General features: G+C 32.8%; 17 protein-coding genes and 1 pseudogene. All 18 read right to left on the bottom strand.

Features of this window, described 5'->3' with window-relative positions:
* The coding region (locus ME5_RS03275) for a glycosyltransferase (protein WP_039964547.1) at positions 1 to 835 on the bottom strand (835 nt) is incomplete at its 3' end.
* Between the two features lie 247 nt (positions 836 to 1082).
* On the bottom strand, positions 1083 to 1547 hold the full coding sequence (locus tag ME5_RS03280; protein ID WP_155799369.1) for a hypothetical protein: 465 nt from the start codon (positions 1545 to 1547) through the stop codon (positions 1083 to 1085).
* A gap of 132 nt (positions 1548 to 1679) precedes the next feature.
* Positions 1680 to 1820 carry a glycosyltransferase gene (locus ME5_RS10965; protein WP_081485927.1) on the bottom strand — a complete coding sequence of 47 codons (141 nt, stop codon included), beginning with the start codon at positions 1818 to 1820 and terminating at the stop codon, positions 1680 to 1682.
* 81 nt (positions 1821 to 1901) lie between these two features.
* Positions 1902 to 2378, bottom strand: a complete 477-nt coding sequence (locus ME5_RS03285) for an acyltransferase (RefSeq protein ID WP_008038384.1) — start codon at positions 2376 to 2378, stop codon at positions 1902 to 1904.
* A 110-nt stretch (positions 2379 to 2488) separates the two neighbouring features.
* Positions 2489 to 4099, bottom strand: coding sequence for a glycosyltransferase family 61 protein (locus tag ME5_RS03290; protein WP_008038385.1), 1611 nt, complete (start codon positions 4097 to 4099; stop codon positions 2489 to 2491).
* Positions 4100 to 4266: 167 nt separating this feature from the next.
* Entirely contained in the window at positions 4267 to 4722 is a 456-nt protein-coding gene (locus ME5_RS03295) for a sugar 3,4-ketoisomerase (protein ID WP_008038387.1), read from the bottom strand.
* Between the two features lie 309 nt (positions 4723 to 5031).
* Positions 5032 to 5934, bottom strand: coding sequence for a hypothetical protein (locus ME5_RS03300; protein ID WP_008038388.1), 903 nt, complete (start codon positions 5932 to 5934; stop codon positions 5032 to 5034).
* Positions 5935 to 6101: 167 nt separating this feature from the next.
* Entirely contained in the window at positions 6102 to 6557 is a 456-nt protein-coding gene (locus ME5_RS03305; protein ID WP_008038387.1) for a sugar 3,4-ketoisomerase, read from the bottom strand.
* A 309-nt stretch (positions 6558 to 6866) separates the two neighbouring features.
* Positions 6867 to 7769, bottom strand: a complete 903-nt coding sequence (locus ME5_RS03310; protein WP_008038391.1) for a hypothetical protein — start codon at positions 7767 to 7769, stop codon at positions 6867 to 6869.
* A 167-nt stretch (positions 7770 to 7936) separates the two neighbouring features.
* Complete coding sequence (locus ME5_RS03315; protein WP_008038387.1) at positions 7937 to 8392, bottom strand: sugar 3,4-ketoisomerase; 456 nt, start codon at positions 8390 to 8392, stop codon at positions 7937 to 7939.
* Positions 8393 to 8775: 383 nt separating this feature from the next.
* A pseudogene (locus tag ME5_RS03320) lies at positions 8776 to 9908 on the bottom strand (IS3 family transposase).
* A 587-nt stretch (positions 9909 to 10495) separates the two neighbouring features.
* Positions 10496 to 11449, bottom strand: a complete 954-nt coding sequence (locus ME5_RS03325) for a cell wall hydrolase (RefSeq protein ID WP_008038393.1) — start codon at positions 11447 to 11449, stop codon at positions 10496 to 10498.
* A 145-nt stretch (positions 11450 to 11594) separates the two neighbouring features.
* Positions 11595 to 12278 carry a phosphate regulon transcriptional regulator PhoB gene (gene phoB / locus ME5_RS03330; protein WP_008038394.1) on the bottom strand — a complete coding sequence of 228 codons (684 nt, stop codon included), beginning with the start codon at positions 12276 to 12278 and terminating at the stop codon, positions 11595 to 11597.
* 14 nt (positions 12279 to 12292) lie between these two features.
* Positions 12293 to 13015 (bottom strand): phosphate signaling complex protein PhoU, encoded by a 723-nt coding sequence (gene phoU / locus ME5_RS03335; protein WP_008038397.1) that lies wholly within the window; start codon positions 13013 to 13015, stop codon positions 12293 to 12295.
* A 21-nt stretch (positions 13016 to 13036) separates the two neighbouring features.
* The gene (pstB, locus tag ME5_RS03340) at positions 13037 to 13795 is read right to left on the bottom strand and encodes a phosphate ABC transporter ATP-binding protein PstB (protein ID WP_008038399.1); all 759 of its coding nucleotides are present in this window, start codon (positions 13793 to 13795) and stop codon (positions 13037 to 13039) included.
* Positions 13796 to 13857: 62 nt separating this feature from the next.
* Positions 13858 to 15150, bottom strand: coding sequence for a phosphate ABC transporter permease PstA (gene pstA / locus ME5_RS03345; protein ID WP_008038400.1), 1293 nt, complete (start codon positions 15148 to 15150; stop codon positions 13858 to 13860).
* Positions 15147 to 16631, bottom strand: a complete 1485-nt coding sequence (gene pstC / locus ME5_RS03350; RefSeq protein ID WP_008038403.1) for a phosphate ABC transporter permease subunit PstC — start codon at positions 16629 to 16631, stop codon at positions 15147 to 15149. Before pstC ends, pstA begins: the two co-directional genes overlap by 4 nt.
* Positions 16632 to 16691: 60 nt before the next feature.
* Complete coding sequence (locus ME5_RS03355; RefSeq protein WP_008038407.1) at positions 16692 to 17738, bottom strand: PstS family phosphate ABC transporter substrate-binding protein; 1047 nt, start codon at positions 17736 to 17738, stop codon at positions 16692 to 16694.
* Between the last annotated feature and the right edge of the window lie 4 nt (positions 17739 to 17742).

Here is a 17742-nt window from a genome sequence, read left to right on the forward strand (position 1 = left end):
TAAATATATTTTCATCTATTTTTAATTTTAAAAGTTTACGGTTTTTACAAATAAAATCATAATTTTCAACAATCCGTCTTTTAAAGGCCCATTCAAATTCCGGAGCTATGTGTGCAATCATTGCTGCAACCAATATTGTAAAAACAGATTTCTCTTTTTTTGGGCGTATATCCCAATGACCGCCAGAAACTCTATACGAATAGGCTAATTTAGGCTTATAATATAATTCACCAAATTGAAACATAAAGGGTACAATCGTATTATCTATAAGAAAAGGTACGGATGCTAATTTTTTAATTTGACTACTAGAAAGCTGATTACGAAAAACAAATGTCCCAGAATGGGCATAATTTTTACAAATAAAGTCATATCTATTGACTATACCCTCATGAAGTTTATTGTCATTAATATCAACATAATTGGCTATTTGTAGCTTATTAGGAAATCTATACTCAAAGTTGAATACTACAGAACTTATAGAGTCATCATTATCCATGATTTCAATAGCATCTTTAGAAAATTCTTTGCTTAAGCAATAGTCATCACCATCAAACAAACAAAAATATTTTCCAGATATATTTTTTAGAGCGCATTCATTGAAGTTCTTAATTCTTTCCATTAATGGGATTTCAATTTGAGGATCCCGTTGTTGAACAATTAATTTAATTATATCAGGATATTGACTTTTCCATCTTAGAAATTTTTCATTTGTACCGTCATCAGAACCATCATCACTGACTATAACTTCGTAAATACATATAAGATCTTGGTTAAAAATACTTTCTAATACAGCATCAATTTCATTACACTGATTATAACATAAAAATATAAAAATATAAAACTCATTTTAATCAGAGTGTTTCCATCTATTTTTTTAAAAGGAATAAACTTAAATAAATAATAAATTTTATCATCATAGTTTGTAATATATTCTTTAGAACACAATATATTTTTATTTAATTCTTTATTAGTTACATTATTTTTTTGGTAATTTTCTCTATGAATTTGTTTGATTTTTCATCTAAAAATTGAGTTATATAAGCAATTTCGTTGATTTCTTTTTTCTTATCATTTATTTTTATTTAAAATATCGAAGAAAATAACTTTTCAAGATATTCACGAGCATAAAATAAAAAATTTACAATAATATCTTTTTGGACTTCATCCAAACCCGTATAAATACCTTTGTGATCAATTTCATATACAGTATTAGTGACGTTTTTGTAGTAACCTTTACCTTTATTTAAATGCCAACAATTTCTAAATTTATCACCTCTTATAGTTTTTTCATAGTCCGTACCAATATAATTTTTAAGATTTTCAATATCATGTTGGTTATAATAATTGCGAAAAAAAATTGCAGATGAGTGAGTAAGAGGACAGTATACAGATGTTTTAAGATCATAATCAGTAATAGAACTTTGAACAGTAGTTAAACCCAATTCTTCGCCAGTAATCGAAAGCATCATGGTATTTGTTGCATAAAGACGATAATTCTCATGGGATGTTAAGAATTTTAAAGCTTCGTCAATGTGGTTTTGTGCCAACCAATAATCATCAGAGTCAAGGACCCTCTAAAATGGCGTTGTTAACAATTCGCATCCTCGAAGCACACAGTACCTAAATAACGCATATTCTTTTTATTTTGATAAAAGAAAATTTTTTTCAGGCAATTATTGTCAATATTCTTTTACGATAAATTGGCTACCATCTGTCGAACAATCATCAATAACAATAACTATAAAAGAATAATCGGTTTGCTGATTTAAGATAGAGTCAATAGCACATTTTATAACGTGTGCTTTATTGTATACAGCCATATAATGGTCAGTTTATAATCTAATTTCATTTATGGTTAGCCTTTAATATGATAAGATACTTTTATGCTTGATATTGCAAGATTACGAACCTTTAATATCATTATATTTAATTATTCGAGCTGGATTACCCACAACAATTGCATTATCAGGAATATTTTTTGTAACAACACTTCCAGCACCTACCATGGCATATTTGCCTATTGTTATGCCTGGTAATATAGTTGCATTTGCACCGATGCTCGCACCTTCATCTAATATTGTCGTAAGAAATTTATCAGGATAACATTTTGATCTTGGAAAAATATCATTACAAAACGTCGCATTAGGTCCTATAAAAACATTGCTAGCTATGCGAATTCCGTCCCATAATTGTACACCGCATTTTACAGTGACATTATCACCAATGATAACATCATTTTCAATAAAAACATGATCACAAATATTGCAATTTTTTCCAATCTTTGCGTCTTTTAATATATGAACAAAAGCCCAAATATTTGTATCTTCACCTATATTAAAAGTTTCACATATTGCTGCATCATGTACAAAATAAGACATAATCAATAACTCCGTTAATTTAAATTTTGTATATATTTACATAAATTTGATAAAAGCAGGACGCAATTACAATTAGTTATAAAACTAATTAAATTCATTATTTAAAATTATTAAGTAGTAATTTGTTTTATTTTATCTATGTCTATTTTGTAGTCACAATGTGGATATCTTACATCAATATCTCCTTGTACTTGACCAGTAATAATGATCAAATCAAAACCAATAAATTCTGCAATAATTTTCCAAAATGACATATTATTAAATGGGTGGTCAGGATAAAAAATGACAACTTTAATATGAGGTGAACACCATAATAGATTAGTCATAGCTGCACCAGTAGGCCCCATGATGACTTTAGCCTTTGAGAAAAACAATACCTGATCAAGAAAAGATAAATTTTGTGTTTCTATGATTTCGTAACCACTATCAATTAGATGTTTTTCAATGATATTTTCGTTAAGTACTAATCGTGCACCAAATTTTCGCGGGATATAAATTTTATTTAATGTTTGAGTTTTAGATGAATTTTCGTTTTCCACATATTTTAATATTTTTTTTCTTAATGAGTTTAAGATAACATCTGGAAATATGGTAACATTATTATCACTAATCTTGTTATAAGTATTAGCAGCCAACGTAATATCTGATAAATAATACAATTTATTTACTAATATTTTTTTACCACCATCTATTTTAATAATTTTTCTATTTTTTACGTTAATAATATCAATCATTTTGTAAATATTTTCATGCAAATCGTTAGATACTATTATAGGAACATTGTCTGGAAAAATATTATTGTCTTCTATATAAGATAATTTAGCTAAAACTTCAAAAATAAAATGAAAATAATTGTGATTATATTCTTTTGTTAAGTGAATACCTTCTTTGATAACAATATTTGATTCTTCAATATTTTTGATTATTAATTTTTCTTTAAAAAAACCATGATGCATCAAATCTTTTATAGGATCACCATAAATATCTTTTATTTGATATGAATAAAATAGCTCATCATTTATGACATGTTTATTATCAAAAAAAATATCAGCGGTGCCCGATATAATTTTAACATTATTGAATATAGCATAATAAGGCATATTATAGTTAAAAAAAGGATTTTTCAGATAAAATTTACATTCTTTATCTAAAAATGTTTCTTTTTTTAGAAAAGTATAATTAATATTATTCTCTTCTAGATATGAAATACCATTTTTTAAATTACATAAATTAAAATTAACAATTTTTTGAAAATCTTCGAAAAGATTTGGTTTAAAAAATTCAATATCATTATTATTTTTAATATTAAATTCTTCCATAAGTCCTAAAAGATAACTTTTATGTTTAGGAACATGATTTGATAATAATTCAAATAATACTTTCGGTTTTATTAAAGAATTTGTATTTATTCCCCTTTTTTCACCAATAACTAAGTAATGTAATAAAGGATTAGAATTCGGTTTATTGATAAGATAATAAGATCTATACCATTCTGAATCAAATAAATCGCAAGGATTAATATTTTTTTTAAATCCTACTTTCTTATAATGCTTCCATATATTTGTGTTTTTTTCTATAGGAAACCCTTTTTCAAGGCATTTTTCTCGGTAATTGCCGAGCTCTAAAATGCGTTTAGCATTTGTAATTGCTCGATAGGTCCTTATTAAAGATGACGGCGATAGAAAAAATCCAATTTTTTTTTGAATTGATTTAAGATTCACTTAGTACCTTTTAAAGTTTATAGTATCATTGGTCAGTATGTTGATATCAAATTTAATCGTTTTAATGTTAAAATACACCCTACTTTATAATTAAATAAAAAAGAGGGAATCATAATCAGTTAATATAATAAACGGATTTAATTTAAAATTACATTTGCAAACGTTAATTAATTTTTTGAGATGTTTAAAGCGGAGGATATTTTTAAAAATTCATCATATTCACGAATATAGTCTGATTCTTTATAAAAATCATTTGCAATAACTAATAAGACAGCATCATCAGAAAATTTTTTCATAGTACGCCAAACTAACCCTTCAATAAGTAATCCTTGTTGCCGTGAAGATAATGTGTATGTTTCTTGTTTGTTTTCATATTCACAAATAATGTCTACACTACCAGATATAGCGATTAAAACTTGTTTCAAATTTTTGTGTGCATGATGTCCACGCGTAATATTGGGTTGAATACCATAAATGTAATACATACGTTTCATATCAAAAGGGATTTGTTTCATTTCCTCTAATGCAACCAAAAATCCTTTTTCATTTCCAATAGCTTGAAAATTAAGTAACTTTACACATGTTGAAAATTTTTCATTTTTATTTTTATTTAAAATATTCATCTATTTATTTTTCCTATTGGCAATATTTAATTTGATTCAAATGTTTAAAGTAGTTGAATTAATTATCGCTTAAATAATTAAGATACTATTTTTTTAGAGTTAATAAAAAACAAAAAAATAAATTTTATCAGTACCATCATTCTTATTATTTTAAAAAAATAAGACGGATAAATTTTATTTTTTTAATTTTTGAATTAGTAAACTAACAGCCATATTGTATAAAGTATGTTGTTATGTTTACGATGTATAAATATTGAAAATTGATTAAAAATAACTTCTTGCCCTTCAGTAATTTTTTTCTAAAAGACTTCAGTTCATTGTGAAAAGTGGCTTGGTTTGTCTGAACAGTTTGTAGTGTTTTGTTAAGTGAATACCTTCTTTGATAACAATATTTGATTCTTCAATATTTTTGATTATTAATTTTTCTTTAAAAAAACCATGATGCATCAAATCTTTTATAGGATCACCATAAATATCTTTTATTTGATATGAATAAAATAGCTCATCATTTATGACATGTTTATTATCAAAAAAAATATCAGCGGTGCCCGATATAATTTTAACATTATTGAATATAGCATAATAAGGCATATTATAGTTAAAAAAAGGATTTTTCAGATAAAATTTACATTCTTTATCTAAAAATGTTTCTTTTTTTAGAAAAGTATAATTAATATTATTCTCTTCTAGATATGAAATACCATTTTTTAAATTACATAAATTAAAATTAACAATTTTTTGAAAATCTTCGAAAAGATTTGGTTTAAAAAATTCAATATCATTATTATTTTTAATATTAAATTCTTCCATAAGTCCTAAAAGATAACTTTTATGTTTAGGAACATGATTTGATAATAATTCAAATAATACTTTCGGTTTTATTAAAGAATTTGTATTTATTCCCCTTTTTTCACCAATAACTAAGTAATGTAATAAAGGATTAGAATTCGGTTTATTGATAAGATAATAAGATCTATACCATTCTGAATCAAATAAATCGCAAGGATTAATATTTTTTTTAAATCCTACTTTCTTATAATGCTTCCATATATTTGTGTTTTTTTCTATAGGAAACCCTTTTTCAAGGCATTTTTCTCGGTAATTGCCGAGCTCTAAAATGCGTTTAGCATTTGTAATTGCTCGATAGGTCCTTATTAAAGATGACGGCGATAGAAAAAATCCAATTTTTTTTTGAATTGATTTAAGATTCACTTAGTACCTTTTAAAGTTTATAGTATCATTGGTCAGTATGTTGATATCAAATTTAATCGTTTTAATGTTAAAATACACCCTACTTTATAATTAAATAAAAAAGAGGGAATCATAATCAGTTAATATAATAAACGGATTTAATTTAAAATTACATTTGCAAACGTTAATTAATTTTTTGAGATGTTTAAAGCGGAGGATATTTTTAAAAATTCATCATATTCACGAATATAGTCTGATTCTTTATAAAAATCATTTGCAATAACTAATAAGACAGCATCATCAGAAAATTTTTTCATAGTACGCCAAACTAACCCTTCAATAAGTAATCCTTGTTGCCGTGAAGATAATGTGTATGTTTCTTGTTTGTTTTCATATTCACAAATAATGTCTACACTACCAGATATAGCGATTAAAACTTGTTTCAAATTTTTGTGTGCATGATGTCCACGCGTAATATTGGGTTGAATACCATAAATGTAATACATACGTTTCATATCAAAAGGGATTTGTTTCATTTCCTCTAATGCAACCAAAAATCCTTTTTCATTTCCAATAGCTTGAAAATTAAGTAACTTTACACATGTTGAAAATTTTTCATTTTTATTTTTATTTAAAATATTCATCTATTTATTTTTCCTATTGGCAATATTTAATTTGATTCAAATGTTTAAAGTAGTTGAATTAATTATCGCTTAAATAATTAAGATACTATTTTTTTAGAGTTAATAAAAAACAAAAAAATAAATTTTATCAGTACCATCATTCTTATTATTTTAAAAAAATAAGACGGATAAATTTTATTTTTTTAATTTTTGAATTAGTAAACTAACAGCCATATTGTATAAAGTATGTTGTTATGTTTACGATGTATAAATATTGAAAATTGATTAAAAATAACTTCTTGCCCTTCAGTAATTTTTTTCTAAAAGACTTCAGTTCATTGTGAAAAGTGGCTTGGTTTGTCTTAACAGTTTGTAGTATTTTGTTAAGTGAATACCTTCTTTGATAACAATATTTGATTCTTCAATATTTTTGATTATTAATTTTTCTTTAAAAAAACCATGATGCATCAAATCTTTTATAGGATCACCATAAATATCTTTTATTTGATATGAATAAAATAGCTCATCATTTATGACATGTTTATTATCAAAAAAAATATCAGCGGTGCCCGATATAATTTTAACATTATTGAATATAGCATAATAAGGCATATTATAGTTAAAAAAAGGATTTTTCAGATAAAATTTACATTCTTTATCTAAAAATGTTTCTTTTTTTAGAAAAGTATAATTAATATTATTCTCTTCTAGATATGAAATACCATTTTTTAAATTACATAAATTAAAATTAACAATTTTTTGAAAATCTTCGAAAAGATTTGGTTTAAAAAATTCAATATCATTATTATTTTTAATATTAAATTCTTCCATAAGTCCTAAAAGATAACTTTTATGTTTAGGAACATGATTTGATAATAATTCAAATAATACTTTCGGTTTTATTAAAGAATTTGTATTTATTCCCCTTTTTTCACCAATAACTAAGTAATGTAATAAAGGATTAGAATTCGGTTTATTGATAAGATAATAAGATCTATACCATTCTGAATCAAATAAATCGCAAGGATTAATATTTTTTTTAAATCCTACTTTCTTATAATGCTTCCATATATTTGTGTTTTTTTCTATAGGAAACCCTTTTTCAAGGCATTTTTCTCGGTAATTGCCGAGCTCTAAAATGCGTTTAGCATTTGTAATTGCTCGATAGGTCCTTATTAAAGATGACGGCGATAGAAAAAATCCAATTTTTTTTTGAATTGATTTAAGATTCACTTAGTACCTTTTAAAGTTTATAGTATCATTGGTCAGTATGTTGATATCAAATTTAATCGTTTTAATGTTAAAATACACCCTACTTTATAATTAAATAAAAAAGAGGGAATCATAATCAGTTAATATAATAAACGGATTTAATTTAAAATTACATTTGCAAACGTTAATTAATTTTTTGAGATGTTTAAAGCGGAGGATATTTTTAAAAATTCATCATATTCACGAATATAGTCTGATTCTTTATAAAAATCATTTGCAATAACTAATAAGACAGCATCATCAGAAAATTTTTTCATAGTACGCCAAACTAACCCTTCAATAAGTAATCCTTGTTGCCGTGAAGATAATGTGTATGTTTCTTGTTTGTTTTCATATTCACAAATAATGTCTACACTACCAGATATAGCGATTAAAACTTGTTTCAAATTTTTGTGTGCATGATGTCCACGCGTAATATTGGGTTGAATACCATAAATGTAATACATACGTTTCATATCAAAAGGGATTTGTTTCATTTCCTCTAATGCAACCAAAAATCCTTTTTCATTTCCAATAGCTTGAAAATTAAGTAACTTTACACATGTTGAAAATTTTTCATTTTTATTTTTATTTAAAATATTCATCTATTTATTTTTCCTATTGGCAATATTTAATTTGATTCAAATGTTTAAAGTAGTTGAATTAATTATCGCTTAAATAATTAAGATACTATTTTTTTAGAGTTAATAAAAAACAAAAAAATAAATTTTATCAGTACCATCATTCTTATTATTTTAAAAAAATAAGACGGATAAATTTTATTTTTTTAATTTTTGAATTAGTAAACTAACAGCCATATTGTATAAAGTATGTTGTTATGTTTACGATGTATAAATATTGAAAATTGATTAAAAATAACTTCTTGCCCTTCAGTAATTTTTTTCTAAAAGACTTCAGTTCATTGTGAAAAGTGGCTTGGTTTGTCTGAACAGTTTGTAGTGTTTTGTTAAGTGAATTTGCGTCTTGATCACGCTGTCATTATTATGGTTTCCAACGCTTTGAAGTATGCCATATCCAGTATTATCGCTACCAAGCGATGAATGTGGATTTCTGGTATTGCAAAAGTTAGATATCGGCCAATGCCAGCACGTGCCTTAGCAACGCTCTTATAGGTATGGAGATAAACCTCCTCATATTTGACTGTTTCAAAATCGCTCAACAAAGGCATTGTGGCGTCACGCGCCCTTGCCATCCATTGAGATAGCGATTTGCGCGTTCTGTAGTACTGCCGTGAAGTCTATCGACGTCAATTGTGAGTCTTGGTTGGTATTGAATATGTCGGGTTTACCATAACGCGCAAGTGCTTCCTTAACGACGCTCACCTATGCAAAAAGCGGCTACCATTGTCATTGACCGCCACAAAGACAAAACCCTTCGACTAAACCAGTCCACAACGACACAAAGATAAAAAAACCACAGGCTATGGGAATATAGCTGATGTCCATCGCCCAGACCTGATTAAGCCATGTCACAGCCAGATGACGCAGCAGATAGGGATAGACTTTATGAGCAGAAGTTGGCTTCGAGGTATTAGACCGTCGCGGTATATCGCTTCTATCCCTATTTTCTTCATTTGCGTGGCGACATCTAGTTGCCCGACTTCCATCTTTCGCTTTTCAAAGCCCTTGCAACATTCAGCTTCTCGCAAACGGATATTCGATATTCAAAATGGAGTTCGTCAATTCGGCGTATCAGTGCCAAATCACCATCTGATACATGGCACGGGGAATGGTAAAGACTGCCACGGCTGAAACCTAAAAGCTTAGATTGGCGTGAGATCGATAGTTTGTGTTCAGGGTCAATCATTTCTTTGCACTCAGCAATCCCGCCGTGTTGAACGCCCCTGATAAAAAATCATTCTCTAAAGTCAGCTCCCCAATCTTGGCATAAAGCGTCTTCACATCAACGCTGGGCGCGCACTGTTCTGCCTTGGCTTCATGACCAAATATGAAAGTCGCCTTCTCAAGAAGCTGATCTTTCCATTGCTTGATCTGGTTTGCGTGTACGTCAAAGTGGTGAAAGAATCCAATAAGGTTTTCTTGCCCCTGATTGCAGTAGGGGGTACTTTCGCTTAAAAGCTGCGCTATGGAATGCAGACATTGATGTTTTTATCAATTAGCGCTTGTCTGAAACAGTCTACATCGTAAATTTGTCGAAAAAGAATTTTTTTTGTATTAGGCAAAACCGCTAGTAGGATAGTTGTTCTTTTTCTCACTTATCTGTCCTTGCGCCATAAAAGCATGCATATCAAATTTTTATTCTTATTGCAGACTCTGTATGCAGTTTTGAGTTTAAGATGTTCTCTTTTTAAATCCAATGGGGACAATAGTTGATAGGTGCATCTTTTCATTGCATTCTACGCTTTTGGGTAGCTACAATACAGTTGATAACGCGTCATGTTATCAATACGAATAATACCATTACACAATAACATTAGGCAATATCTACGTCATTAATTCTTGACGCAATAAACACAAGCCTTTTGTGGATAGCTTTTTCATCAAATGCATAAATCAAAAAAATTAAGAATTTTTAAAATGAATAAATCCTGAGCATAGTCTAATTTCCTAATATTCCTATATTAAAAGCAATATTTTCTTAAAATTTTTAAAACTTGATGACTCTTTATAAGACAATCATAGTAAAACTATTTTTATCTATTGGTCATTATAATTTAAGCCAATTGATTAACGATAACGCTTTTGTTGCTGTAAAATTGCGCCAATCTCATCAAATTTTTGCTTTGATGGCATTGCATAACTTACCAAAATGGAACCTGTTTCGACATGATCTAAAGGAGAGGGGATCGGTGTGGGCACAAAGCTATAGTCCGCTTGTACAACAATAGGCGCCTTTGATTTGGGGGTGAGTACTGTCAAATTTGGGGTATTGTTATCTGAAGCAATGTCGTTTTGTATGTTATGAGCAACCAATTGTGTTTCTGGTTGTATGGTTTGTGCTTGTGCGACAATAACAGGTGCTTGTTCATTTATGATAGAGGGTGTGGATGTTGCTGGAACAACTACTGGATTATCAAATTGTGGTGCATTGCCGCTGCGCTCTTGCGCAAAAGCAAAAGCGACATCATAAGGAGCATCATTAACAGGCACCTGCAATGAACCATCACGTTTACGTTTTTCATAAAAAGCATTACCGCCAGCTACTTGCACATAGTGCATGTTTTTATAGGGGAATGATAAGCCTGCTGTATGAAAAAACATGGCATTTTTACTTTTTTTCGCGCGCTCACCACGTAAAACCGCATCTGCGGCTTCTTGTGCTCTTGCAACTGATTGCGGCTCTTTCATCTCTCGGGTTAGAACACCAGGCGCAAATTGTTTTGGCTGCCCAACCACACCACAAATTGTTTTAGGATAGGCGGTGGAATTGACGCGATTCATAACAACCGTACCAACCGCAATCATACCATCGCGGCTTGAGCGACTTGATTCAAAATACATCGCACGCATAAGACATGTGCGTTCTGACATAGGAAAAGCATGAGTTTTTTGAGACTGTGTCTCATTTCCATCGAGGCCAGTGTGTTTTGAAGCACAACCAGTGATAACCAATGGCGCTATTAAAATCGCCGCGATACCTGTCAAACGGATATTCATAATTTTAAGCGTAACCCATCTCATTTTTAGTGATTTGCGTGACCATACACACAAATTAAAAAAGGCAATATCATGGCAAATTTGTAAAAAAAGCCATATTCATGACAAAATCGCGCAATCTACGCCATTTTTCAATGTCTTACTATGAATAAAAAAGTTTAAAAAAAACTTAACCGAATGCATAACCTGCACCACGTACGGTACGAATAAGATCAACATCGCCATGATTAATAGCCAAGCGCAGACGTCGAATATGTACATCAACCGTACGATCATCGACAAAATTATCACTTCCCCAAACATTATCGAGAAGTTGGGCACGTGAAAATACACGCCCTGGAGCGCGCATAAAAAATTCCAACAATTTAAATTCAGTAGGTCCTAAATGCAGTTCCTCATCTCCACGAAAGACTTTATGTTTATGACGATCAAGAATTAAACCATCAGCTTGCAAACTATCCGCTAAAAGATCAGGATTAGCACGTCGTAAAAGCGCGTGAATGCGTGCTAAAAGTTCAGGCATAGAAAAAGGTTTAACGATAAAATCATCCGCACCAACATTTAAGCCACGTATGCGTTCATCTTCTTCCCCACGCGCCGTTAACATAATTATTGGAAGCTTTTTCGTTGCAGGGCGCGTACGCAATCGCCGACACAATTCAATGCCAGAAAGTCCAGGCAACATCCAATCTAAAATCAAAAGATCTGGTATATTTTCTTTTAACTCATAATCAGCGTCTTCACCGTCGCCAATTGTGCGCACAAAATAGCCTTCATTTTCTAAATTATAGCGTAAAAGCGTTATAAGCGCTTCTTCATCTTCAACAACAGTAATTGTTGGTTTATGTGACATTGTTATTGTCTCTTTTATTTTTCTGTTAACCCACTTACACCTAATTTATATGTCAAATCATCACGCGGGCGTTCAGTGGCAAGATAGCTGCCTGTAATAATGTAATGTAGGGTTTCGGCAATATTGGTCGCATGGTCACCAATGCGTTCTATATTTTTTGCACAAAATAAAAGATGGGTACAGGCTGTTATATTGCGTGGATCTTCCATCATATAGGTCAGCAATTCACGGAAAAGCGATGTATACATCGCATCAATTTCTTCATCACGTTCACGCACAGCATCAATACGTTCAACTGAGCGACTGGCATAAGCATCTAATACTTCTTTAAGCTGATTGAGCGCAAGCGATGCAAAAGCTTCAAGCCCACGATAAAATGTTGCTGGTTGGCGCGTTTCAGCAATTGCTGGTGCTCTTTTGGCAATATTTTTACCCATATCACCCACACGTTCTAAATCCGCTGAAATACGAATAGCACCAATAATTTCACGAAGATCAACAGCCATAGGTTGACGTTTTGCAATAATCGTTACAGCTTTTTCGTCAATTTCGCGTTCACTTTCGTCCAATATAACATCTTCCGCGATCACTTCGCTGGCCAAATGAAGATCATCATGAACCACGGCATTGATAGCGCGTTCAATCATGCGCTCTGCATGCCCGCCCATTTCGGCAATTTTTGCCTCAAGATATTTGAGTTCTTCATCAAATGAACGTACAGTGTGGTGAGTAGGCATTCTCATCCTCCTAAGGATACATTAACCAAAACGGCCAGTAATATAATCTTGGGTGCGCTGTTCTTTAGGTGAGGTAAACATCATTTCCGTTTCACCTACTTCCACCAGATCACCTAAATGGAACATTGCGGTAAATTGCGAAACACGTGCAGCTTGCTGCATCGAATGTGTGACAATAACAATTGTAAAATTTTGTCGCAAATCATCGATCAGTTCTTCAATACGCGCTGTTGCAATAGGATCAAGCGCAGAACAAGGTTCATCCATTAAAATGACTTCAGGACTTACAGCAATAGCCCGTGCAATACATAAGCGTTGTTGTTGACCTCCTGATAAACCAGTTCCTGCATCATGCAGTCTTTCTTTAACTTCATCAAAAAGCCCAGCTTTTATTAGGCTGCGTTCCACAATCTCATCAAGCTCTTTACGTGATTTTGCGAGTCCATGAATTTTCGGGCCATAAGCAACATTTTCATAAACAGTTTTAGGAAAAGGGTTAGGCTTTTGAAACACCATGCCCACACGGGCGCGCAATTCAACCACATCGATTTTTGAATCGTAAATATCTTGACCATCAAGACTGATCAAGCCTGTCACTTTAGCACCGTCAATTGTATCATTCATACGATTTAAGCATCGTAAAAATGTTGATTTTCCACACCCTGATGGCCCAATAAGTGCCGTTACTTTATGTTCGGGAATATCCAGATTGACTCCGTGTAGCGCTTCTTTATCGCCATAGAGTACTCTGACATCTTCACCACGCATTTTGATCTTCATATTAGACTTGACCTTATTTTTGTGTCACATTTTATGACTATAATGCATGAAACAACGCCAGTTTACCAACGTCGTTCAAATTTCCGTCTTAAGACAACTGCTGCAATATTCATCACCGCTAAAAATCCAAGCAATACAATAATGGCACCAAATGTACGTTCATTAAATGCTCTTTCTGGTTCATTTGCCCACATAAATACTTGAACAGGCAAAGCAGTAGCTGGATCCATGGGTGTTGTGGGATAATTGGCAACAAATGCAACCATACCGATTAATAAAAGTGGCGCTGTTTCGCCCAATGCGCGCGCTAATCCTAAAATGGTCCCTGTTAAAACGCCGGGAACCGCTAAAGGCAAAACATGACTGAAAACAGTTTGTGTTTTGGAAGCGCCAAGTCCCAAAGCCGCATCTCGTATTGAAGGGGGAACTGCGCGTAAAGCAGAACGCGTGGCAATAATAATTGTAGGAAGGGTCATCAAAGTTAAAACCAACCCACCTACAAGCGAAGCGGCGCGTGGCAAATGTAAAAAATTGATAAATATCGACAATCCTAAAAGACCAAATACAATGGAAGGAACAGCAGCGAGATTATTGATATTGACTTCAATCAAATCTGTAAACTTATTGCGTCTTGCATATTCTTCCAAATAAATTGCTGTTGCAACACCAATTGGCAAGGCTAATACCAAAACAATCGCCATCATGTAAAAAGAACCAATAATTGCTATACCAAGCCCAGATGTTTCGGGTCTGCTAGAGGCTCCAAAGGTAAACAATCCTTTATTAAAGGCTTTATATAAAACATCTTGATCAGCAAGTTCATACATCCACGCAACCTGACGATCAGACACTTTACGATTTTGTTCAGAAACATTGAGATCAATTTGCCCCTTAAAAGCAGAATCAATGTCCGCTGCGGCCAATACAGTAATTTTTTGGGTTGTACCAATTAAATCAGGATTTTTTGTTACAATATCACGCAATTCAACACGAACACCATCAGAAAACATTCGATTAACATCACGCATTGCAGCACGATCACTTGTATCAATGCCTAATTTTTCAGCCAAAGCATTACGAATCAAAAGAGGATAATTGGCTGTTATAAGAACTTGAGGATTGGTATAACGCTGATGTCTTGGGTCGATGATTTTTTCATCAAGTTTCACATGAAGTGTCATTGATGTTTGCTCAAAAGCTGTATAACCCTGACTTATTATTGTCCACATAAGAACGATAAGAAAAAACACCCCAATAGCAATAGCAATCAATCCATAAGCACGAAACCGACGCTCAGCACGATAACGCCGTTTTAGTCCTATATCTCGTGGCTGAGTTTGAACAGAAGTACTCAATCGTATTGCTCCCGATATTTATTAACAATGTAAAGTGCAAAAATATTCATTAAAAGAGTTAAGACAAACAATGTCATTCCCAATGCGAAAGCGACTAATGTTTGAGGAGAGTTAAATTCAAGATCGCCTGTCAGCTGATTAACAATTTTGACTGTTATTGTTGTCATCGCTTCAAAGGGATTGATTGTAAGATTAGCCGCTACACCTGCAGCTAGAACCACAATCATTGTTTCACCAATAGCGCGAGAGGCCGTTAATAAAACTGCACCAACAATGCCAGGCAGAGCGGCAGGCAAAATAACCTTTTTGACAGTTTCTGATTGTGTTGCGCCAAGTCCATAGGAACCATCACGTAATGTCTGCGGAACCGCGGTGATAATATCGTCTGAAAGCGATGAAACAAAAGGAATGAGCATAATACCCATAACCAAACCAGCTGTCAGGACACTTTGTGCCATAATGAACCCTTGTCCGCCTGCAATAGCGATGGAAAGATCTCTTAAAAATGGCCCAATAGTCATTAAAGCAAAAAAACCATAAACAATTGTTGGAATACCCGCCAAAACTTCTAAAAGAGGTTTGATGATAGAGCGCATGCGAGATGAGGCATATTCAGCCATATAAATGGCTGCAAACAAACCAACGGGAACAGCAAAAAGCATAGCAATTAATGCGATATAAAGCGTTCCTGCCAAAAGCGGTAATAAACCAAACTGACCGACTTCGCCACCCGATCCAGCAGAAGCAAAACGTGGATCCCAAACAGTTCCTAAAAAGAAATTTGACAAAGGAACGGAATTAAAGAAACTTATTGTTTGAAAAAGCATTGAAAAAACAATGCCGATTGTCGTTAAAATGGCAACAGTTGAGGCAATCATAAGTGCCCATGTTACCATTTTCTCAACCTTATTACGGGCTCTTTTTCGTGGTGCAATTTGAATAATGGCACTGATAAATCCAATAGCCGCCAAACTTAATGTTATGCCAGCACTCCATAAACGAAAAAAGTGTGAGCGTTCTTGCCATTCTAATGCGATTGGAACAAGATAATCAGCACCTTCTGTTGGCAACATAATGCCCTTTTGAGCCATCTCTTCACGAATTGTATCGTACAATAAAGATGCAGTGTCACTGTCGTGAGAAATGTTAACAGAAGGGGTCTTTGTTAAAGCAAAAGCTTGGGTTAAATTACGAATAGTGCCTAGTGCCAAACTATGATTAAGATAGTGACCTTCTGCAACTTTTTCATCCAAACGTGCCGACGCACGATGCTCAATATAAACGGCACTTCCAATATCCCAAATTGCAAGAACAATTAAAGAAGGTATAATGGTAACAAGAAACGTCCACCATCCATAATATTGAGGACGAGAATGCATCTTCGTCCCTTTACTTTCAATAAAACGCGCCCGTGTGGATGCGAAAAAAAAGCCCACACTACCAAGAGCCAAGACAATCAAAACTATAAAGGATGCGGACATTGTATTTTCCGGTGAGAAAAGTAAAGTGACGCGAAATATTCCGCGTCACAAAATTCTGATTTAATTAACGGACATAACTGTGCCATTTTCGAATTTTGCACGTTGGTCTTCACGTTCTTCATCTGGCGCGGCAACAAGACCATATTCAGCCAATGGACCATCAGGACCAACCATTTGATCAGATAAGAAAAACTCAACATATTCTTTCAAACCAGGGATGACACCAAGATGTGCCTTCTTAACGTAAAAGAAAAGAGGGCGAGAAACTGGATATTCACCACTTGAAATTGTTTCAACACTTGGTCTTATACCATTAACAGTCGCGATTTTTAATTTATCAGCATTATTTTCATAAAATGCAAGACCAAAAACGCCAACGCCAGTTTTGTTGGATGCAATGCGCGCTAATGTCTCTGAATAATCCCCATCAATATCAACGGCTTTTCCATCTTTACGAACCGCAATACATGCTGCCGCAATGGCCTTATCATCCATACCAGAAGATTTCATTGCTGCTTCTGCACCGCTTTCCTTACATCCTTCGCTCATAAGCTTTTCTTCAAAAACTTCACGGGTTCCGTGTTTTTCACCAGGAATATAAGCCGCGATATCCCAATCAGGAAGAGCGCTGTTGACTGTATTCCATTTGGCAGCTGTATTTGGTTGTAATTTTCCATCAACAACAATTTGAGCCGCTAAAGCTTTATAAACATCAACAGGTGTTAAAGCCCAATCGGGCCCATTAATGTCTGTGGCAAATACAATGCCATCATACCCAATACGAATTTCTTGCACGTCTTTCACACCAGCATCCATGCATGATTGCAATTCACTATTTTTCATTGGGCGTGAAGAATTGGCAATATCGATTGTATTGGCACCAACACCACGACAAAATTCTTTAATGCCAGCACCAGACCCACCTGATTCGATGACAGGAATTTTAAAATTTGGATATGTTTCACCAAATGTTTCAGCGACAATTTTTGCATAAGGCAGGACAGTTGATGACCCTGAAACTTGGATTTGGTCGCGTGCGCTTGCAACACCTGTCGATAATGCGAAAGCAAGACTAACCCCTGCGACTGTTGAAAACAATTTGGTCATCCAT

The sequence above is a fragment of the Bartonella tamiae Th239 genome (assembly GCF_000278275.1).
Taxonomy (GTDB): domain Bacteria; phylum Pseudomonadota; class Alphaproteobacteria; order Rhizobiales; family Rhizobiaceae; genus Bartonella; species Bartonella tamiae.